The sequence below is a fragment of the Sphingobium sp. LF-16 genome (genome assembly GCF_003711185.1).
Lineage (GTDB): Bacteria > Pseudomonadota > Alphaproteobacteria > Sphingomonadales > Sphingomonadaceae > Sphingobium > Sphingobium yanoikuyae_A.
Genome location: NZ_CP029335.1, coordinates 1,893,464 through 1,913,570 on the forward strand (window position 1 = coordinate 1,893,464; position 20,107 = coordinate 1,913,570).

Here is a 20,107-nt window from a genome sequence, read left to right on the forward strand (position 1 = left end):
TGGCGGCGCCTGAGGCCGATCAAAGATGGTGCGGGCGGTCGGAATCGAACCGACACTCCTTGCGGAACCGGATTTTGAGTCCGGCGCGTCTACCAGTTTCACCACGCCCGCATCTGATCGTGGAAGGGGGCACCTAGCAGGTCGTGAACCGGCTGCAAAGCCCCCAAAATCACTCCCGCAACAAAGCCGCCAGGCAGGCGAAACAAGGGCCTAGCGGCGGGCGCGCAGCCGGGCGCGCAGAGTGAGGCCGTAGCCGATCGTCACGGCCATCCCCACCCCCACCGCGACGCAGCCGCCGACGACCGCCACCGGTATCGGCGCGAACGCCCAGAAGCCGGCATAGATAATGCCGCTGAGCGCCATCGACCAGCCGCCAACCCGCGCCACCTGCCGCGCGCAGGCGTCAGGCAGGAAGGCCTTGGGCATGCGATTGCCATACCAGGCGATCATCAACCCGTTGGCGCCGATCACCAGCCGCGTGACCATGTCACTGTCCAGCCAGTCGAGCTTGCGCCCCTGGCTGGCCGCCAGCGCCAGCAGCAGGATACCGCCGCCCCAGAGCAGGCCCGCCTTCAACTCCCTGTCCATCCTGCCTTCTCCCGATGCTGATCCGGCGCCTCCACGCCGATGCCGAACGACTGGGCAAAGCCCAGCAGCGCCTCTTCCAGCACCGACAACTTGAGATGATAGATGACCGACTTGCCGGCCTTTTCCGCATGGACCAGGTCAGCCTCCTTCAGCACCGCGAAATGCGCCGACATGGTCGGTTTGGAGACATCGAACTGGTCGCTCAGTTCGCCCGCGCTCATCGGCCCCTGGCGCAGCAATTGCAGCACCCGGCGACGGGTCGGATCGGACAAGGCGCGGAAGACCTGGCTCATGATGAGATAATTAGCTAAATATCAAAATAAGTCAAGCGGCCATGACGATCCCCGTGGCGCTGCCGCGCCGGCTGCGATAGGGAGCGGCCAAAGTTTCCTTCAATCCAGGCAGAGACATGGCCCGCAAATATTCCAAACATGGCCCCTATGAAGATGTGCATCGCGAGGAAGCGGAAGCGCCTCCCCCGCCGCCCTGCTGGCTGTGCGGGCGTCCAACGGGCACGACCATCGTGTGGCACCATCCCGTTCCCAAGAGCCGGGGCGGCCGCGACGTCGTGCCGATGCACGGCATCTGCCAGCAGACGCTGATCGCCAATTTCACCAATTCCGAATTGCAGCGCCACGGCATGGACGTGGAGGGCCTGCTGCTCCATCCGCCGATCCGCAAGTTCGTCGACTGGGTGGCGAACAAGGATCCCGATTTTACCGCCACCATCACCAAGAAGCAGCGCTGATCACAGTCAGCGCTGCCGCCTGATCGGTTGGTCGGTCAGAACAGGCCCGGCACCTCGCGCTGGGCCGGATTGGGCCGCTGCGGCGCCAGCAATTCGCGCGGGGCGGACACCGGCGATGTCACGGCCTTGCGGCTGAGCGTCGCGACCGCGCCGCCGATCGGCGTGCAGCTGCGCCCGGCGATGAAGTCCAGCGCCTGCCGGGTCGCCGCCTCGCGCGGATCGCCCAGCGGATAGCTGATATCGTCCCAGGCCTGGCAACTGGCCTTCACGCTGGTCGCCAGCCCGTCATAATAATCGGCATTGCCCGCGCTGTTCTGGGTGGCGAAGGCCACCACGCGCAACCGGTCGTCACAGGCTTCGCGATCGATCGCGATCTGCCCGACCGGCTTGCCATAGGTGTTGGCGCCGATCAGCCCGGCCTGCGCGCCCAGATAGGGGATGAAGGCGTTGATCACCAGTTCGCTCGCCGATGCCGTCCCGCCGCTGCCGATGAAGGCGATGCGCGTGGGCGCCAACGATTGCGCCAGCGGCTCGAAATTATAGGTCTCGTTCTCCGCGCTCTTTTCCGGGCGGAAGGTCATTCGGGTGAAGACGTCGGTCGACGCCCGGTTCGCGCCCATCAGATCGCCCAGCACCTTGGCGGTCGAGACGAGGCCGCCGCCATTATAGCGCAGGTCGAGGATGATGTCGGTCACGCCCTGCGCCTTGAAACCGGCGAACGCGTCGCGCAGCGGCTGTTCCGCCGATAGGATGAAGGTGCGCAGATTGACATAGCCGACACGGCGGCCGCCATCGTCGATCACCCGCGCGCCATAGCGGTTCGATACCGGCATCAGGTCGAAGTCGCGCTTGGTCACCGATACCGTGCGGGTGCTGTTCGCGTCGGCGATGCGCAGCAGCCGCGTCGTGCCGGCGCTATCAGGCCCCATCGCATCGGCCACGGCATCGGCGCCGCCCGACGCGAATAGCGACGACACGCTGCGCATGTTGGTGATGCTGGTGCCGATCTCCAATATCTCCGCGCCGCGATCGATGCCGGCGGCCAGCGCCGGGCCGTTCTCGAACGATTCGATGACGAACAGGCGGGTACCCCCGCTGTCGGTCGCGAAGCGCAGGCCGAAGCCGGCGCTCGACCCCGACTGATAATAGGCATTCTCCGCCTTGATGGAGGTGAGATAGGTGAAATAGCGATCGCGCCGCTGCGATCGCGCACCCTGTGTCAGCGCGTCAATATAGCTGTCGACGCTGGCATAGCCGGCCGGGCTGAGCGCGGACGGCAAGGTTTCGGGGAAAAGATACCACTCCTTGAGCGTCGCCGCCGCCCAATCCTGCCGTTCGCGCAGCGAACAGGTGGCGGTCGGCGTGGGCGTTGGCGTCGCCGTCGGCGGCGCAGTGCCTGCGCTGTCGGACCCGCCACCACCACAAGCCGCCAACATCGCCAGCCCACCCGCCAGCAACGCCAGGCGCGCAACCCCATGCTTCATCACTATTCCCCCCAAAGACGGCAGACGGGATAGGCCGCGCTCCGCAGCACGGCAAGATAGCGTTGAAACAAAAGCGCTTTCCGCGCCGTCAACCAACCGCCCCGGCAACGCCTTCCGCCCCCTGCCCTTGACTTCCCATGCCCCCATATCGATATGGCCGATGAAAATGTAACATTATATCATTTAGGAACTATCATGCCCCATTGCGAAGCGCCGGAACCTAATCCGGCCGGCCGCCCCCGCTCCTGGCTGGACGGCTTCGCCATCTGCGCCTCCGCGCTCTGCACCGTCCATTGCCTGGGCCTGCCGCTGCTCTTCGCCTTGCTGCCGACCATCGCCACCCGGATCGATCCGGGCGAATCCTTCCACCTGCTGATGTTCGCCATCGCCGTGCCGACCAGCCTGTTCGCGCTGTTGCAGGGCTGGCGCCGCCACCGCGCCGCGCTGCCGCTGGGCATCGGCCTGGCCGGCCTGTCCCTGATGGCCGTGGGCGCGCTGCTGGCCCGCACCCCATTGAGCGAAGCGATCTGGACCGTCGGCGGCAGCGCCCTGCTGGCCGGGGCGCATATCCTCAACTGGCGCCGGGGCCTGCGCACCGCCTGCTGACCGACGCCATAGACCGCCCGCCTTCCCGCGAGTCGTTCGCAGTTGCAGCATCATTTTCCTGCCTATAGCCTGCTTGCGTAACGAAGCATGGCCGGTATAAGAGCCGCATCGTGCAGATATAGATAACTAACGGAGAAGGACTGTCCTTTGACCGAACCGTCTGCCACGTTCCTGTTGTTCGGTGCCACCGGCGATCTTGCCCGGCGCATGATTTTCCCATCGCTCTACAATCTTCTGTCGGACGGCCTGCTGCCCGACGACTTCCTGATCATCGCTTCGGCCCGCACCGAAATGGATGACGAAGCCTTTCGCGAGGAAGTCTGCGCGGCGCTCAAGCAGTTCCTGCCGGCCGACCGATATGATGCCGACATCGCCGCGCGTTTCCGCACGATGATCCTCTATCAGCCGGTCGATTCCAGCAACGGCGCCCATTTCGCTGAGCTGGCCGAGCGCGTCGATGGACGCCTGGAACGCGGCATTTCCGTCTATCTCTCCACCCCGCCCTCACTGTTCGGCCCGACCGCTCAAGGACTGGCCGACGCCGGCCTGCTGACGCCCAAGACGCGGATCGCGATGGAAAAGCCGATCGGCAAGGATCTCGCTTCCTCCAAGGTCGTGAACGACAGCATCGGCCACCTGTTCGCTGAAGAGCAGATTTTCCGCGTCGACCATTATCTGGGCAAGGAAACCGTTCAGAACCTGCTGGCGCTCCGCTTCGGCAATGTCATGTTCGAACCGCTGTGGAACGCCACCGCGATCGACCATGTCCAGATCACCGTCGCCGAAACCGTGGGCCTCGAAGGCCGCGTTTCCTATTATGACGGCGTCGGCGCGCTGCGCGACATGGTGCAGAACCATATCCTCCAGATCCTTTCCATCCTGACGATGGAGCCGCCCGCCCGCATGGACCCCACGGCCGTACGCGACGAGAAGGTGAAGGCGCTGCGCTCGCTACGTCCGATGACCGCGGAAACGGTCAAGACCCACAGCGTGCGCGGCCAATATACGCCCGGCGCCGTCGGCGGCCAGATCGTCACCGGCTATGCCGACGAACTGGGCCAGCCGTCCGACACCGAAACCTTCGTCGCGCTGAAGGCGCATATCGACAATTGGCGCTGGCAGGGCGTCCCCTTCTACCTGCGCACCGGCAAGCGGCTGCCCGCGCGCCAGTCCGAAATCATGATCCAGTTCAAGCCGGTGCGCCATTCGATCTTCGGCCGTGACGGGCACGGATCGGGGCTGGAGCCGAACACGCTGATCATTCGCCTGCAGCCGGAGGAATATATCCGCCTGCTGATCATGTCGAAGCGGCCTGGGCTGGAGCGCGAAACCCATCTGGAGGAAGTGACGCTCGACGTGTCGCTGACCGCCGCCTTTGCCGGCCAGCGTCGCCGCATCGCCTATGAACGACTGATCCTCGACCTGCTCGCCGGCGACCAGACCCTGTTCGTCCGCCGCGACGAGGTGGAAGCCCAATGGGCCTGGATCGATTCCATCATCGACGGATGGAAGGAGGCGCACATGAAGGTGTCGACCTATTCCTCCGGGAACTGGGGGCCGTCCTCGGCCATTGCCCTAATCGAACGCGACGGAGCCAGCTGGCATGACTGATCTTCACCCCGTGATCGCCAAGGTCACAGAACGCATCACCGAGCGCAGTGCGGCGACGCGCCTGAAATATCTCGACCTGATCGAGCGGGGCCGCGATGCGGGCACCAATCGTGCCCAGCTGTCCTGCGGCAACCTCGCCCATGGCTTTGCCGCGAGTGGCGAGGACAAGGCTGTCATCCGCACCGGCCGGGCGATGAACATCGGTATCATCACCGCCTATAATGACATGCTCTCGGCCCATCAGCCCTATGGCCGCTACCCCGAGCAGATCAAGATCGCCGCGCGCGAGATCGGCGCCACGGCGCAGGTGGCGGGCGGCGTGCCGGCCATGTGCGACGGCGTGACCCAGGGTCAGGCCGGCATGGACCTCTCCCTGTTCAGCCGCGACACCATCGCCCTGTCGACCGCCGTGTCGCTCAGCCACGCGATGTTCGAAGGCAATCTGATGCTCGGCATCTGCGACAAGATCGTGCCGGGCCTGCTGATCGGCGCGCTGCGCTTTGGCCATCTGCCAACCATCCTGATCCCGGCCGGGCCGATGCCCTCGGGCCTTGCCAACAAGGAAAAGGTCCGCATCCGCCAGCTCTATGCCGAGGGCAAGGTGGGTCGCGAGGAACTGCTGGAAAGCGAAAGCGCCTCCTATCATGGCGCGGGCACCTGCACCTTCTATGGCACCGCCAATAGCAACCAGATGATGATGGAAGTCATGGGCCTGCACATGCCCGGCGCCGCCTTCGTCAATCCGGGCACCAAGCTGCGCAGCGAACTGACCCGCGCCGCCACCCATCGCATCGCCGACATCGGCTGGGACGGCAACGACTATCGCCCGCTCGGCCACTGCATCGATGAAAAGGCGATCGTCAACGCGATCATCGGCCTGATGGCCACCGGCGGTTCGACCAACCATGCGATCCACCTGCCCGCAATCGCGCGCGCGGCCGGCATCCATATCGACTGGACCGACTTTGCCGAACTGTCGGACGTGGTGCCGCTGCTGGCGCGCGTCTATCCCAATGGATCGGGCGACGTGAACCATTTCCACGCGGCGGGCGGCATGGCCGTCATCATCCGCGAACTGCTCGACGCCGGCCTGCTCCACCGCGACATCATGACCGTCGCGCGCCAGGATTTGACCGATTATGGCAAGGAACCGGTGCTGCAGGATGACGCGCTGGTCTGGCAGGACGTCCCCGCCAGCCGCGACGAGGCGATGCTGCGCCCGGCCTCCAACCCGTTCCAGGCCGATGGCGGCATGAAGCTGCTCCAGGGCAATCTTGGCCGCTGCGTGATGAAGGTCAGCGCGGTCGACAAGGAACGCTGGACGATCGAGGCGCCGGCCGCGATCTTCCACGATCAGGACGATGTGCTGCGCGCCTTCAAGGCGGGCGAACTGGAACGCGACGTCGTCGTCGTCGTCCGCTTCCAGGGGCCGCGCGCCAACGGCATGCCCGAACTGCACAAGCTGACCCCGGCGCTCGGCGTGCTGCAGGATCGCGGCTTCAAGGTCGCCTTGTTGACCGATGGCCGCATGTCGGGCGCATCGGGCAAGGTGCCTGCCGCCATCCACCTGTCGCCCGAAGCGCTGGGCGGCGGCCCGATCGGCAAGCTGCGCGATGGCGACCTCGTCCGCGTCTGCGCGGAAAGCGGCCAGGTCGAGGCGCTGGTCGATGCCGCCACCTGGGACGCGCGCGACATTCCCGCCGCCCCGCCCCCGCCCTATGACACCGGCCGCGAACTGTTTGCGCTGTTCCGCCACAATAGCGACCTCGCCGAGCAGGGTGCGTCGCCGATCCTCGCCGCGATGGACGCCGAACTCGCGATATAAGCACAGCCATTCGCGCCGGCGCGCTAGGATGCGCTGGCACGAATGTCCGGAGAGAGAGAGACAAATGACCGACATCATCGCCGCTGACATTGGCGGCACCAATGCGCGCTTCACCCGCGCCTCGCTGGACGACAAGGGCGTGCCGACACTAGGCACCGTCCGCAAATACAAGGTCGCCGATTATCCCAGCCTCCAGGCCTGCTGGGGCGCGTTCGTCGAAGACGAAAGCAAGGATAGCGACAGCCCGCTGCCCGACGCCGCGTCGATTGCCTTCGCCACCGCCATCGGCCGCGAAGTCATCAAGCTGACCAACAGCAACTGGGTGATCCGCGCCGACACGCTGGCGGAGGATCTGGGCCTGCGCACCGTGCGCCTGGTCAATGATTTCGAGGCGGTGGCCCACGCCGTCTCGCGCCTGCCCGACGAAAACCTGCCTTTGCTGTTCGGCGAGGATCGCCCCTTTCCGCGCGACGGCGGCGTCACCGTGGTCGGTCCCGGCACCGGCCTTGGCGTCGCGATGATCGCCTATGATGATGGCCATCCCCATGTCATCGCAACCGAGGGCGGCCATCTCGACTTCGCCCCGCTCGATCAGATCGAGGTGAAGATCCTCGACTATCTGCGCGACAAGTTCCTGCGCGTCTCGACCGAGCGGATCGTGTCGGGTCCGGGCCTCAACTATATCTACAAGGCGCTCGCCACCATCGGTCACGACCGGGTCATGCTGATGGAAGACCCCGAATTGTGGCAGGCCGCGCTCGACGGCAGCGACGAGTTCGCCCGTCGCGCGCTCGACCGCTTCTGCCTCTGCTATGGCTCGGTCGCGGGCGATCTGGCACTGGCGCATGGCCCCCATGCGGTGGTACTGGCCGGCGGCCTCACCCAGCGGATGAAGGATTTTCTCGAACAGAGCGGCTTCCACGCCCGCTTCAAGGCCAAGGGCCGGTTCGAGAGCCTGATGGCGACCGTGCCGATCCGCTGCGCGATCCATGAAGAAATCGGCCTGTTCGGCGCTGCCGCGGCCTTTAGGGAGAAGAATGCATGAGCTTGACCGTCGAACAGGTGATGGAACTGGCCCCGGTGATCCCGGTGCTGGTGGTCGATCGGGTCGAGGATGCGCTCCCCATTGCCCAGGCGCTGGTGAAGGGCGGCCTGCCCGCGCTTGAAGTCACGCTGCGCACCCCCGCCGCGCTTGACGTCATCCGCGAGATGGCAAAGGTCGAGGGCGCGGTCGTCGGCGCCGGCACGGTGCTGAACCCGGCCCAGCTCGACGCCGCGATGGAAGCGGGCGCCCGCTTCATCGTCAGCCCCGGCCTCACCGAACCACTGGGCAAGGCCGCGATCGCCGCCAACATCCCCTTCCTGCCAGGCACCGCCACGGCCGGCGACATCATGCGCGGCATGGACATGGGCCTGTCCCACTTCAAATTCTTCCCGGCCGAAACCTCGGGTGGTCTTCCGGCGCTCAAGGCGCTGGCCGCGCCGCTGCACACCGCCCGCTTCTGCCCGACCGGCGGCATCACCGCCCAGAGCGCGCCCGAATGGCTGGCCCAGCCCTTCATCAAATGCGTCGGCGGCAGTTGGGTCGTGCCCAAGGGGCCGGTCGATCCCGACAAGATCGAGGCACTGGCGCGCGAAGCTGCCGCCCTGCCCCGCTAATCTATCGCGCGGGACCGGACAGAGGGCCATTGCACCCCGTTCGGTCCCGCCCTAGATGCAGATCATGATCACGCGCCGCTTCCTTCCCACCATCGCCCTGATCCTGTCGGGCTGCGCCGGCGCGCATGAAAGCTATCCTTCGCTTGCCAAGCGCCCGGTCGAAAGCGCACCGATGGCCGAAGCACCCGCCGCCCCGCTGCCCGTGCCGGCCGACGACAAGCTGAAGGCCCAGATCAGCCAGCTCACCAGCCAGGCGCAAAGCGGCGGCGCGAATTTCGACAAGGCCTATGCCAGCGCCGACCGCGCCGTGAACAGCGCCGGCCGCGCATCGGTATCGAGCGACGCCTGGGTCGCCGCACAGGTCGCGATCAGCGCCGCCGAATCCGCGCGCAACGACAGCGTCTCCGCCCTCGCCAGCCTCGACACCCTGTTCATCGAACGCTCCAACGCGGTTGCCGATGGATCGGAAAAGGGCGGCGTCGCGGATATCGACGCGGCGCGCGCCAGTGTCCTGTCGATGGTCGACAGCCAGAATGACCGTATCGACGCGCTGAAGAACCGCCTGCCCCAGCCCTGACCGGAGCGGCAGGCATTAGCCCATCTGTCAGCCCGCCAGCCCCGGCAGGCAGGATTTCGCCGACACCGTCGTCGGCAGTGGCACGAGCTGGCTGATCGGCGAGCTGAACGGCTTGTTGATCTCGACCATGCTGGCCTGGCCGACACCGCGACACGCCACATTGGCCTGAATGCTGACATTCGCCGCGGCAATGACGATGCCGTTCGCCTTGGCCCGCGCCACGGCATAGCTGATCTGCTGCTGCGTGGTGCCGCATGCGCTGTCATTGACCATATGGCAGCGCGCCGCGCTGTAGGCGGCCTCGCGCAGCGCCTGCTTGGTCCAGGCCAGCCGTCCCAGTTCGATCACGCCGAACAGGCAGGCGAAGAAGAAAGGCGCCAACAGCGCAAATTCGATCGCGACCGCGCCCGTCTGGTTCGATCGGATAGGGTTCAGCCATCGGGTCATTGCAGGCGCACCGTCGTCTTCTGAGTGATGACCGCCTTTTCCGCGAGCGATGCCGGGACGAATTGCGGGTTGAACTTGTAGCTCGCGACGATGTCGAGATAATAGCCCGACCGGCTGTTCGCGCTCGCGCCGCTGCCACAGCTCTGGCCGCAACTGTTGGTCGGAATGAAGCTGCCCGTCTGGCTGAGGCAGGCGCAGACGCGGGAACTGTTCGTGCAATTGCCCGTCCCGCCATTGCAGCCGACGGTGACGTTGATCGGGCTTTGCCCCGGCGCCGCCGCCATCGCCTGGACATAGGCGGGGATAGACTGGAACTGCACCGCGTCGCGTGTCTTGAAGGCCGACAGCGATGCACCGCTGACCGCTTCGGCCAGCCGCCCGCGCTGGATGGTGAACTGGGCAATGTCGATCGCGACCAGGCTGATCGTGAAGAACAGGGTCAGCCACAGCGCGAACTCGACGGTGGCCACGCCCCGTTCCGAGCGACGCAGCTTTCGCAAGCCACCGATCATGCCACCAGCTCCACATCGCCGCCGCTGCCGCCGACCAGATCGCTGATCGACTTGCAGGCGGTGCCGGCATTGGCGCCGCCGCTTGCGGTGACGCGATAGGCGATCAGGGTGAAGCACTGGCCCGCCGACAGGCTGTTGTTGCCGCCCGACATGGTCACGGCCGAATTGGGTAGATGGACGACGCCGGAAAAGACATTCTGCGACCCTGCGCCCCAGTTGGTCGCCTGCGATGTCAGGCTGTCGACCAATATGTCGGCGATGGCCGCCCCTTCGACGGTGCTGGTGGGGGCGATCAGCTTGGTCTTGGCGCCACCGGCCAGGTTGATGGTCCCGCCCAGGATGAAGCTGACATTGACGCCGGCCATGTCATAGCCGGATACCGACACGCCCTCCAGCGCCTGGCCCCAGCTCTGGTTGGTGATCGGCGACGTATAGGGCCAGGTGGTGCCACCGGTGCCGTTGGTCAGGCCGCCGCTCACCGTGTAGCGCCCGGCGCCGAACAGCACCGATCCCGCGATCGACAGATTGCCGTTGATCAGGTGATTGGCGGTCTTGCCGAAGACCAGGCGGCTGCCACCGGCCGTCACGATATTGCCATTGGCGCTGAACAGCCCGTCGCCCATGAAGAAGCGGCCGCTACCGCTCAGCGTGATGGCGTCGCTGCCGGCATTGGCCAGGGTGTAGTTGCCGGTGCCCGCGATCAGGGTGGAATCGCCATCGATCCTGATCTGGCCGGCGACGTCCAGATCGCCATCGCCCAGCGTCATCCAGCTACCGCCGCCGACGCTGATCCCCTTGAAGCCGTGACTGCCCGCGCCCACCGCCAGCGACGTGCCGCCCGACAGCGTGATGTTGGCGGCGATCGAGACAGGGCCGGCGCCGATCCGGTTGGTGCCCGCAAAGCTGACCGTGCCGGCGCCGATCGACACTTCGCCATTGCCGAAGGTGACGCCGCTCGATCCACTGTTGAAGCCGCCATTGATCCGCCAGACATTGTCACCGAAATTGACAGTCGAACCGCCACCAACCGACACGCCATTGGCGACGGTGACGGTGGAGCCAGCCTGGAAGGTGACAGTGATGCCGCCGTCGATCGTGATCCGCGACAGGCAGTAATTACCGGCGGGCACGGTGAATTTGGCGCTATTGCCCTGACGGAAGGGGGCTGCACCGGCCGAGGGCGAATTGCCGAACGTCCATATGTCGGCGCAGGCCGGTGTCACCGGATTGGCGATGGTCCGTGGCGTGCGGAAGGTGCCGAGCAATTGCCGCGCGGTGGCGAGATCCATCGAATTGGCGAGCGGGTCGCTGATCGCGGTCGACTGGTTGATCCGCTTGTCAGCCGCCGGGACATTGCCGTTCCAGCTGGGATTGGAAAAGCTGCCGGCATAGCGCAGCAGATCGGCCGACAAGGTGCCATAATTGTTGATGATGTCGGCCGCGCCCGAGACGATTTCCTTGGCCGTGATGCCCGACCCGCCATTGTTGACCGATCCGGCGCCGACCACCGAACAGTCGGTCGCGTTGATCGTCGCGCCGCCCTGCGTCTCGACCGCATTGCCCGACGAGGCGAGGCCCAGGATGCAGGGTGTGGCCGACGCGCTGCCGGCCAGGCGCGCCATCGCGCTGACCTTCACCGGCATGGTCGCCGCAGCGCCCAAAATGCGGCTGAGGCTGAGCGGTAGCGGCGTCGTCAATTCGACGCGCACCGCCTTGGCCCCGGCTTCGGGCGTGTCGGCCAGCAGTGCGACGTCGATGGTCGCATCGGTGATACCATGAGCGGTGACCAGGTCGACCGCGGTGGGGCGCAATATCGCCTGCGATCCGTCCGCCTTGTAGGCGACGGCTGCGGCCAGCGCCGCCATGTCGGCCACGCGCTGGGTCGCGATCCGCCGCTCATAGCCGCGATTGAGATCGACAGCCAGACCCGCCATGCCGATGACGCCGATCAGCGACAGGGCAGCAACGACACTGACACTACCGTCATGCCTCAGAAATAAATTGCGGAATTTCATGGATAATCCCGAATGAAATGTCGGGACTGCCATTCCGCGCAAAAACTTGATTAATTGCTAAATTACGCAATTTTTGCAAAATAATGTCGGACAATTGGCTGGCGGCAATGGACCGTCAGAAACCGGAAATGCGTCGATTTTTTACCCCATCTGGCGCACCGCGCCCTTATGCGCCTTGCCATTATGGACATAATGGTCGACGCCCTCGCGCATGGTGATGATCGCCTCGTCGGTCAGGTCGCGCATATATTTAGCCGGGCGCCCGGCCCATAGCTGCCGGTGCAGTACCTTCTTGCCGGGCGAGAGCAGCGCGCCGGCCGCTAGCATCGCGTCGCTCTCCACGGTGCAGCCGCTCATCACGATCGCGCCCAGCCCGACGAACGCCCGGTCCTCCAGCACGCAGCCATGGACCATCGCCATGTGGCCGATCAGCACATCCTCGCCGATGATGGTGGGATAGCCCTCTGCCGGATAGCCCGGCCGGCCGTCGCCGGGGCTATCGCAATGGACAACCGTGCCGTCCTGGATGTTGGTGCGCGCGCCGATGCGGATATGGTTCACATCGCCCCGGATCACGCAATTATACCAGATGCTGGCATCCGCGCCGATCTCCACATCCCCGATGATCCGGCATCCCGGCGCGATGAAGGCGCTGGGGTGGATCAGCGGTGTCTTGCCGTTCAGCGGGATGATGGAGACGTCGGGATGATCGGTCATCTGCGCCTCAACCGTTCAGCAGCCGCGCCGCGTGCAGCGCATGATAGGTCAGCACGCCCGAACAGCCCGCCCGCTTGAACGCCATCAGCGTTTCCAGGATCAGCGCGTCGCGATCGCCCGAGCCGGCGGCGGCGCCATGTTCGATCATCGCATATTCGCCCGACACCTGATAGGCGAAGACCGGGACGGAGAAACGATCGCGCACCCGCGCGACGATATCCAGATAGGGCAGGCCCGGCTTCACCATCACGCTATCCGCGCCCTCGGCCAGGTCCAGAGCGACCTCGCGCAGCGCTTCCTCGCCATTGGCCGGGTCCATCTGATAATTTTTCTTGTCACCCTTCAGCAACCCGCGCGATCCCACCGCGTCACGGAACGGACCATAGAAGGCGCTGGCATATTTGGCGGCATAGGCCATGATCTGGACATTGGCGTGGCCGGTTTCCTCCAGCGCCTCGCGGATCGCGCCGATGCGGCCGTCCATCATGTCGCTGGGCGCGATGATGTCGGCGCCCGCCGCCGCCTGGTTGAGCGACTGGCCGATCAGCATGTCGATCGTCGCGTCATTGATCACATAGCCGGTCTCGTCGAGCAGCCCGTCCTGGCCATGGGCGGTATAGGGGTCTAGCGCCACGTCAGTCAGCACGCCAATATCGGGCACCGCATCCTTGATCGCGCGGATCGCCCGGCACATCAGGTTATCGGGGTTCAGCGCCTCGGCGCCATCGTCGCTGCGGCGTTCGGCCTGGGTATTGGGGAACAGCGCCAGACAGGGAATGCCGGCGTCGCACGCTTCCTTCGCGCGGGCCACCATCAGATCGACCGACCAGCGCGACACGCCGGGCAGCGCGGCGATCGGCTCCTCGACGCCGACCCCTTCGGTCACGAACAGGGGCCAGATGAAATCGCTGGGCGACAGGCGGTTTTCGGCATGCATCGCCCGGCTCCAGGCGGTGGCACGGGTACGGCGCATGCGCAGCGCCGGATAGGAGGCAATAGTCATGCGTTGGATGTAGGCCGCTGCCCAAAGGGGATCAAGCCGGACCGATTGTCCTGCCCCTGGCGGGAATGGGTGGAAACAAGACATTCCTCCCCGTCACGGGGAGGGGGACCGCTCGCGTAGCGAGTGGTGGAGGGGCACAGGCCGGATAGCGCAGCGCCAAGAGGCACCTGCCCCTCCGTCAGCGCTTCGCGCTGCCACCTCCCCGTGCCGGGGAGGAATGTCCGCTTCTGCTAGATACCCGACCTACCGCGCCTCAGCGCCCGTCATCATCCGCGCCAGCGCTGCCACCGATAACCGTTCGGGTATAATCGATGCGGATGCGGACCCAGGCGCCGACCTGGGGCTTGCCATCGACGCGGGGCGGCCGCACCAGGAATTGCCAGGCGGCCAGGCGCACCGCGCGACCAAAGCCCGATCCGGTCGGATATTCGCTGATCATCTGGCAATTTTCGACATGATAATGGTCGATCGTCTTGCACGCGACCAGGCCATAGCCCTGCGCCGGCGCATTGGCGGGCAGATAGGTCGACAATTCGGCATGGGTCGGCCGGCGATACCATTCAGCCTCGAACAGTTGCACGCCGCCCGGCCCCTCGCCCGGCCCGACAATCGCCTTGGCATTGCCGGTGCCGCTGTCGCCGACGCCCGCCGTCTTCTTTTCCATCTTGCCGATGTCGGCCGCCGCCATCTGGCGGCTGTCGAGCGTGATGAAGGGGAAAGGCGATGGCGGCTGCACGCTCGGCGTCTCGACCGGCTTTGGCGGCGTCACCACCGGCTCGCTCTTCTGCTTGGGCGCGGCGGTATCCCGCTCGCGCTTTTCCGCCTTCTGCGCCTTGGATTTTTCCTTGTTCGCCTGCTTGGCCGGCTCGATATCGAAGCTCACCGGATTGCGATCCTCGACCTTCTTGGGGTCGATATGCGGCGCCATCGTCAGCAGCGCCAGCAGCAGGATCGCGTTCAGCACCAGCGCGAATGCCAGGCCGCCGGCCCGCTGCCGCAACTTGTCCCAGGGAATATGCGAAATTATCAAGCGTGCCGACCGGTCTCTATGCGTTGCGCGTCATGCCCAGACGGCACCGCACAGTCAACGCCGTGGCGGCTGACAAATCGGTAATGTCGCCCATATCGCCCCCATCCGCCGACGGACCGCCCCTATGGCGTGACGGGCGGCGGCCCGTCGCACGGCGTTGCATCGTCCAGCCAGTCGATCTCGTCCCCCTTGGCCAGCATCGGTTCCGGGCGTCCGACATCCGCCTGCAAGCTGGAATCCTGATCGACGCGGGTCATGCTGGTGTTGAAGCCGGGGATCGCGGCATTGAGGATATTGGCCTCGGCCGCGCTGATTTCGGGCACCAGGCTATGGCTCGACTGGACCGACCGCACGACATTGTCGATCAGCGATATGCCGCGCCAGTAGGCGACACCGCCAAGCGTGCGATTGAGCCGCTTGCCCGCGACATTCCAGTGCCAGTCCCCCGTTGGCCGGGGCAGGCGCAGCACGGTGGCATAGCAGCGGAAGCGCGGAAAATTGATCGCATAGGGCGCGGCCTGGTCCTGGTCCCTGGGCCGCTTGCGATTGTCGGGCGCATAAAAGCCCGCGCCGAACAGATAATGGGACCAGCCGTCCTCGTCACTGCCCTTCCATTCGGTCCGACCCGTTCCCTCCAGCGTCAGCACCAGCGCGGCATGGGCCTCGTCATAACGCCAGCCAACCTTGTCGACATCGACCCAGCCGGCCTGCTGGCGCCAATAGGTCTGCACCGCCCGGTCGGCGTCCTGCGCGGTCATCCCCGCCAGTTGCACCCGCAGTTGATAGGTTTCATCGCCGCGCAATATGTTGCGGGCGACGATCTTGGCCGGCTTGTCGATCCCCGCGCGCTGATCGATGTCGATATATTCGACCAGATCGGGCTGGCGCGGACGCCTGCCGCGACGGCCTCCAGCCCAGCCCCCTCCTGCCGAAGCGGCAGCACCCAGCGATAGGGAACCGGCCGCTGGCGCGCGATATCGCGATCGCCCTGACGCGTGCCGTCCAGCCAATAGGATTGATCACCGATCCGTGCCCGGACCAGCACATGGTCGAACATCATCGGGCTGGCCAAGCGCGCATCCAAACCGTCACCGCCATTGCTGTTGACCAGCACGGCCTCGGCCGGCACGCCCAGTTCGCGCAGCAGCGCCATCAGCAGCACCGTCTTCGCCTTGCAATCGGCAAACCGCCGGCTCCAGCTTTCATCCACCGTCGCCGGACGATAATTGCCGCCGCCCAGCCCGACATAGACATAGCGCAGCTTGTCCTGCACCAGTTGCAACGCTGCCTGCGCCCGCCCCATTGGATCATTGCTCTGCGCAGCGATGCGGGCGATCTCCTGCCGCAGCGGGGATGCCGCGCCGATCAAGGCAGCCTGATCGAACAGGGGCCAGAGCTGGGCCGACATGTCCTTCCAGCTGGAAAAATTGCTATATTCGATCAGGCGCCGGATATTGTAGCGCGCGGGCGCGCCTTCGGTCATCAGCGATGCATCGGGATCGCGCAGTTCATAGCTGATACTGGTCAGGTCGCCCTCTGCCTGCGGCACGATCGGCCCCATGTCGGGACTGGCCTGCCAATGGATCGGCACCGTGCTCGGCCAGGACAGCCGCATGCGATAGGCGCCCGGATTGCCCAGCGGCGACAGCATGGAAAAGCCGAAATGATGGTCACCCAGCGTCGGATCCTTGCTGCGCACCGTCGCTGCAAATTCCAGCTCGTCGCCGACCTGCAATCCCGGCACCTGCAGGGTCGCGGTCAATTGCCCGTCGAGCGCAGCGGATTCCAGATTGGCTTCGCGCTGCACCACGGCAAAGCGCGTGCCCGACAGGACATTGATGACCTTGCCGTCGCGGATGATGTTCAGATGATGCACCGTTGCGCCACCCGCCGCCGGATTCCATGTCGCGGAGATATTGCCAACCGCCAGGGCGTCGGCGGTCAACAGCTTCATCCGCCAACTCGTATAGACCTCGTCTCCCTGCTCGCTGGCGCGGGTCTGGATGTCGGAATAAACGACACGCACCGCCGCCCCGGACGGCGTTGCCCCCGACGTGGGCGCGGGCGGTGGCAACACCCAATTTCCCGGCTTGGCATATCGGACATTCTTTTCAGCCGCCATCGCCGGCGCAGCGCTCACCAGCGCCAACGCCAACATCCCCCTTGCAATCACCAGCAACGCCCCCTGAAAAATCGTCAGCAGACATCCTCTTCGCGCACCACCGGCCGGCTCTCGCGCGTGGCGCGCATCCGGCTGGCCTTGTCGTCGACATCGGACGTCAGCACCACATGATCGTCATGCACTTCTAGCAGCACCCCGGCGAAGGGAAAGCCTTCCAGACTGCCGGTCACGCGATAGCTGACCGAATCGCCGACCTTGAAACTGGCCGGGTCCATGTTGAAGCTGAAGGGGCAACTGCCCTCGCCCATATCCTGCATCGCGCTCTCCTGTTTGTTCCGATCCTATCGCGGCCGCAGCGTCCCGATCAAGCATCGCCGCATCCCTATGATCGGGACTTTTGCAGCCATCGCCGCCCCGCTAAAGGCGGGGCCATGGATATCTGCCTTGCCGCCCCCGCCGACCTGCCCCTGCTCCACCGCGTGATCGAGCACGCCTATCGCGGCGACGAGGCGCGGGCCGGCTGGACCTTCGAATCCGACCTGCTGACCGATGCCCGCACCGATATCGAAGAATTGCAGGCCATTCTCGCCAGCCCGACCGACCGATTGCTGGTCGCGATCGACGATAAGGGCATGCCGATCGGCTGCGTCCATATCAGCAAGCGTGACGAAGATGTCGCCTATCTCGGCCTGCTCTGCATCGATCCGCAGCTTCAGGCCGCCGGGCTTGGCCGCCGCATGATCGCTGCGGCAGAGGACCAGGCCGCCCGCGATTTCGGCGCGACCATGATCGAGATGACGGTGATCGACCGGCGGCCCGAGCTGATTGCCTATTATCAGCGGCGCGGCTATGTGCTGACCGACGAGAAGCGCCCCTTCCCCGTGCCGCTCGATCCGCCGCTCGAAATGGTCGTCCTGGCAAAAGCGCTGGCGGCTCCCGTGCAACTGAGCTAGGCCCGCTCGCGATGCTCACCAAGCTCTATCAGTGGATGCTGGCCAAGGCCGCTCACCCGCACGCCGAACGTTGGCTTTTTGCCTTCAGTTTCATGGAATCCAGCTTCTTTCCGATCCCGCCGCATCCGCTGCTGGGCCTGATGTGCCTGGCGCGGCCGGAAAAGGCGATCCGCTATGGCCTCATCTGCACCATCGCCTCGGTGCTGGGTGGCCTGCTCGGCTATGGCATCGGTCACTTCCTCTATCAGGCGGTCGGCGCACAGATCCTGCATCTGCTTGGCCTGTCGGCGAAATTCCCGGTCGCGGCCTGCTATCTGCGCGACTATGGCGCGGAGATCATCCTGATCAAGGGCGCGACCCCCGATCCCGTTCAAGCTGATCACCATCACCGCCGGCTTCATCGGCCTGTCGCTCTTCACCTTCCTGTGGGCCAGCATCCTGTCCCGCGCCTTCCAGTTCATGATCGTCGGCTTCCTGTTCTGGAAATTCGGCCGCCCGATCAAGGCGTTCATCGAGAAATATCTGGCACCGCTGTCGGCGCTGTTCCTGGTGCTGGTGGTCGGCGGTTTCGTCGCGGCATCGATGCTGTCGGGCGGCGGGCAGAAGAGCGATCGCTGCTCCAACGCCACCATGGCCACCATCTCCTGATCCGCCGCAAATGAACGCCCTGCTCGCGCGCCATCCCCGGCTTGCAGCCCTGCTCGCCGGCTTCCTCTCGGCGACCGGTTTCGAGCCGCTGAAACTCTGGCCGGTCACCATCGCCTGCTTTGCGCTGCTCATCCTGCTGATCGAGCGCACGCCTGACCGCCGCGCCGCTTTCCTGCGCGGCTGGCTGTTCGGGGTCGGCCATTTCACCCTGGGCCTCAACTGGATCGCCCACGCCTTCACCTATCAGGACGCGATGCCGCACTGGTTCGGCTATGGCGCGGTGGTCCTGCTCTCGCTCTATCTCGCCGTCTATCCCGGTCTCGCGACTTTGGGCGCATGGTGGGCCGGGCGCCGCTTCGCCTTCATTGGCCCAGCCTTCCTGCTGCTGTTCGCCGGCTGCTGGATCGCCAGCGAATATGCGCGCGCCACCGTCTTCACCGGCTTTGCTTGGAACCCGCTGGGCGTCACCCTGCTGCCGACCGGCGCCGCGATCGCCGCGACGCTGATCGGCACCTATGGCCTTGGCGCGCTGGTGCTGCTCGCCGCCGGCGCGTGTCTGCTCGCCGTGCGCCGCCAGTATCGCCCTGCCGCCGCCATTGCCGTGCCGCTCGTCGCCCTCGCGCTCTGGGGCCAATTCTCGCCCGCCCCGACGACGCCCGCCGGCGCGCCGCTGATCCGCGTGGTTCAGCCCAATATCGGCCAGGACGAGAAATATTCGGCCGAACTGGAACAGGCGCATTTCCGCACCCTCGCCACCCTGTCGGGCAAGCCTCGCCCTGCTCCGCGCCTGATCTTCTGGCCCGAAGCAGCGATCCCCGCCTATCTCGACATGGAACCCGAATGGCGCTGGCGCCTGGCGGACCTGATGGGGCCGGGCGATCTGCTGATGACCGGCGCGACCAAGGTCTATTTCAAGGACAAGGGGCCTTATGGCACGACCGAACTGGCCGGCGCCAACAACAGCCTGTTCGTCGTCACCCCCGATGCCCAGCTTGCCGCCCGCTACGACAAGGCGCATCTCGTCCCCTATGGCGAATATCTGCCGATGCGCAGCATCCTCCAGCCGATCGGCCTGTCGCGGCTGGTGCCGGGCGACGTCGATTTCTGGCCCGGCCCCGGCCCGCAGAGCCTGACCCTGCCCGCCACCCTTGGCCGCCCCGCGCTCAAGATGGGCGTGCAGATCTGCTATGAGATCATCTTCTCGGGCCAGGTGGTCGATCGCGCCCATCGCCCGGACTTCCTGTTCAACCCGTCCAACGACGCCTGGTTCGGCAGTTGGGGGCCGGTCCAGCATCTGGCCCAGGCGCGGCTGCGCGCGCTGGAGGAAGGGCTGCCGATCATCCGCGCCACGCCCACAGGCGTGTCCGTCATCGTCGATGCGCGCGGCCATGTGCTGCATTCACTGTCCAGCCATCGCGCCGGCTATCTCGACAGCCGCCTGCCGCCGCCGCTGCCTGCCACCCTGTTCGCGCGGCTGGGCAACTGGGCGCCCTTTGCCTTCCTTCTGATCCTGCTCGGGACGGCCCTTGCCTTGCGCAGAGGCAAAAGCTAATAGCCACATA

At 65.6% G+C, this 20,107-nt stretch carries 21 protein-coding genes, 1 tRNA gene and 1 pseudogene; 10 read left to right on the forward strand and 13 right to left on the reverse strand.

What is annotated here, in order from left to right; translation table 11 throughout:
- Positions 1–26: 26 nt before the first annotated feature.
- The 3 genes from DIZ22_RS08870 to DIZ22_RS08880 all read right to left on the reverse strand — a co-directional run bounded on the left by DIZ22_RS08870 (position 27) and on the right by DIZ22_RS08880 (position 881).
- Positions 27–111 (reverse strand) — tRNA-Leu (locus DIZ22_RS08870).
- 99 nt (positions 112–210) lie between these two features.
- On the reverse strand, positions 211–588 hold the full coding sequence (locus tag DIZ22_RS08875) for an ammonium transporter (protein ID WP_234415594.1): 378 nt from the start codon (positions 586–588) through the stop codon (positions 211–213).
- On the reverse strand, positions 573–881 hold the full coding sequence (locus DIZ22_RS08880; RefSeq protein WP_048937029.1) for an autorepressor SdpR family transcription factor: 309 nt from the start codon (positions 879–881) through the stop codon (positions 573–575). The genes DIZ22_RS08875 and DIZ22_RS08880 overlap by 16 nt, the downstream gene beginning before the upstream one ends.
- Before the next feature lie 116 nt (positions 882–997).
- Here DIZ22_RS08880 and DIZ22_RS08885 point away from each other — a divergent pair, with 116 nt between their 5' ends.
- A complete protein-coding gene (locus tag DIZ22_RS08885) occupies positions 998–1,336 on the forward strand; it encodes a hypothetical protein (protein WP_017503721.1) in 339 nt (112 codons plus the stop codon).
- Positions 1,337–1,371: 35 nt separating this feature from the next.
- On the opposite strand, the gene DIZ22_RS08890 is transcribed toward DIZ22_RS08885, so the two are convergent.
- Complete coding sequence (locus DIZ22_RS08890; protein WP_048937030.1) at positions 1,372–2,820, reverse strand: S41 family peptidase; 1,449 nt, start codon at positions 2,818–2,820, stop codon at positions 1,372–1,374.
- A gap of 195 nt (positions 2,821–3,015) precedes the next feature.
- Between DIZ22_RS08890 and DIZ22_RS08895 the strand changes: the two genes are divergently transcribed.
- From DIZ22_RS08895 to DIZ22_RS08920, 6 genes are all read left to right on the forward strand, one after another.
- Entirely contained in the window at positions 3,016–3,426 is a 411-nt protein-coding gene (locus DIZ22_RS08895; protein WP_048937031.1) for a MerC domain-containing protein, read from the forward strand.
- A gap of 147 nt (positions 3,427–3,573) precedes the next feature.
- Positions 3,574–5,037 (forward strand): glucose-6-phosphate dehydrogenase, encoded by a 1,464-nt coding sequence (gene zwf / locus DIZ22_RS08900; protein WP_122928109.1) that lies wholly within the window; start codon positions 3,574–3,576, stop codon positions 5,035–5,037.
- The gene (edd, locus tag DIZ22_RS08905; protein ID WP_017502335.1) at positions 5,030–6,862 is read left to right on the forward strand and encodes a phosphogluconate dehydratase; all 1,833 of its coding nucleotides are present in this window, start codon (positions 5,030–5,032) and stop codon (positions 6,860–6,862) included. The genes zwf and edd overlap by 8 nt, the downstream gene beginning before the upstream one ends.
- Positions 6,863–6,926: 64 nt before the next feature.
- Positions 6,927–7,907 carry a glucokinase gene (gene glk / locus DIZ22_RS08910; protein WP_048937033.1) on the forward strand — a complete coding sequence of 327 codons (981 nt, stop codon included), beginning with the start codon at positions 6,927–6,929 and terminating at the stop codon, positions 7,905–7,907.
- A complete protein-coding gene (gene eda, locus DIZ22_RS08915) occupies positions 7,904–8,521 on the forward strand; it encodes a bifunctional 4-hydroxy-2-oxoglutarate aldolase/2-dehydro-3-deoxy-phosphogluconate aldolase (protein WP_017502334.1) in 618 nt (205 codons plus the stop codon). Before glk ends, eda begins: the two co-directional genes overlap by 4 nt.
- Positions 8,522–8,576: 55 nt before the next feature.
- Positions 8,577–9,098, forward strand: coding sequence for a hypothetical protein (locus DIZ22_RS08920; protein WP_080572830.1), 522 nt, complete (start codon positions 8,577–8,579; stop codon positions 9,096–9,098).
- A 27-nt stretch (positions 9,099–9,125) separates the two neighbouring features.
- Here the strand turns inward: DIZ22_RS08920 and DIZ22_RS08925 are convergent, their stop codons facing one another.
- The 9 genes from DIZ22_RS08925 to DIZ22_RS08965 form a co-directional block, all read right to left on the reverse strand.
- Entirely contained in the window at positions 9,126–9,545 is a 420-nt protein-coding gene (locus DIZ22_RS08925) for a TadE/TadG family type IV pilus assembly protein (RefSeq protein WP_122928110.1), read from the reverse strand.
- Positions 9,542–10,057 carry a TadE/TadG family type IV pilus assembly protein gene (locus tag DIZ22_RS08930; RefSeq protein WP_037518960.1) on the reverse strand — a complete coding sequence of 172 codons (516 nt, stop codon included), beginning with the start codon at positions 10,055–10,057 and terminating at the stop codon, positions 9,542–9,544. Before DIZ22_RS08930 ends, DIZ22_RS08925 begins: the two co-directional genes overlap by 4 nt.
- Positions 10,054–12,072 carry a pilus assembly protein TadG-related protein gene (locus tag DIZ22_RS08935; RefSeq protein ID WP_048937035.1) on the reverse strand — a complete coding sequence of 673 codons (2,019 nt, stop codon included), beginning with the start codon at positions 12,070–12,072 and terminating at the stop codon, positions 10,054–10,056. The genes DIZ22_RS08930 and DIZ22_RS08935 overlap by 4 nt, the downstream gene beginning before the upstream one ends.
- Positions 12,073–12,213: 141 nt before the next feature.
- Positions 12,214–12,789 carry a gamma carbonic anhydrase family protein gene (locus DIZ22_RS08940; protein ID WP_048937036.1) on the reverse strand — a complete coding sequence of 192 codons (576 nt, stop codon included), beginning with the start codon at positions 12,787–12,789 and terminating at the stop codon, positions 12,214–12,216.
- A gap of 7 nt (positions 12,790–12,796) precedes the next feature.
- Positions 12,797–13,792 carry a porphobilinogen synthase gene (hemB, locus tag DIZ22_RS08945; protein ID WP_048937037.1) on the reverse strand — a complete coding sequence of 332 codons (996 nt, stop codon included), beginning with the start codon at positions 13,790–13,792 and terminating at the stop codon, positions 12,797–12,799.
- 253 nt (positions 13,793–14,045) lie between these two features.
- A complete protein-coding gene (locus DIZ22_RS08950) occupies positions 14,046–14,822 on the reverse strand; it encodes a hypothetical protein (RefSeq protein ID WP_080993533.1) in 777 nt (258 codons plus the stop codon).
- Between the two features lie 122 nt (positions 14,823–14,944).
- Positions 14,945–15,580 carry a hypothetical protein gene (locus tag DIZ22_RS08955; RefSeq protein WP_164488870.1) on the reverse strand — a complete coding sequence of 212 codons (636 nt, stop codon included), beginning with the start codon at positions 15,578–15,580 and terminating at the stop codon, positions 14,945–14,947.
- A complete protein-coding gene (locus tag DIZ22_RS08960) occupies positions 15,577–16,980 on the reverse strand; it encodes a DUF3857 domain-containing transglutaminase family protein (protein WP_122928112.1) in 1,404 nt (467 codons plus the stop codon). The genes DIZ22_RS08955 and DIZ22_RS08960 overlap by 4 nt, the downstream gene beginning before the upstream one ends.
- Before the next feature lie 38 nt (positions 16,981–17,018).
- Positions 17,019–17,261, reverse strand: coding sequence for a hypothetical protein (locus DIZ22_RS08965; RefSeq protein ID WP_004212020.1), 243 nt, complete (start codon positions 17,259–17,261; stop codon positions 17,019–17,021).
- A gap of 114 nt (positions 17,262–17,375) precedes the next feature.
- Between DIZ22_RS08965 and DIZ22_RS08970 the strand changes: the two genes are divergently transcribed.
- From DIZ22_RS08970 to lnt, 3 genes and pseudogenes are all read left to right on the forward strand, one after another.
- Positions 17,376–17,897 (forward strand): GNAT family N-acetyltransferase, encoded by a 522-nt coding sequence (locus DIZ22_RS08970; protein ID WP_048937038.1) that lies wholly within the window; start codon positions 17,376–17,378, stop codon positions 17,895–17,897.
- A gap of 11 nt (positions 17,898–17,908) precedes the next feature.
- A pseudogene (locus DIZ22_RS08975) lies at positions 17,909–18,545 on the forward strand (DedA family protein).
- Positions 18,546–18,555: 10 nt separating this feature from the next.
- Positions 18,556–20,097 (forward strand): apolipoprotein N-acyltransferase, encoded by a 1,542-nt coding sequence (gene lnt, locus DIZ22_RS08980; RefSeq protein ID WP_048937040.1) that lies wholly within the window; start codon positions 18,556–18,558, stop codon positions 20,095–20,097.
- Positions 20,098–20,107: the final 10 nt, after the last annotated feature.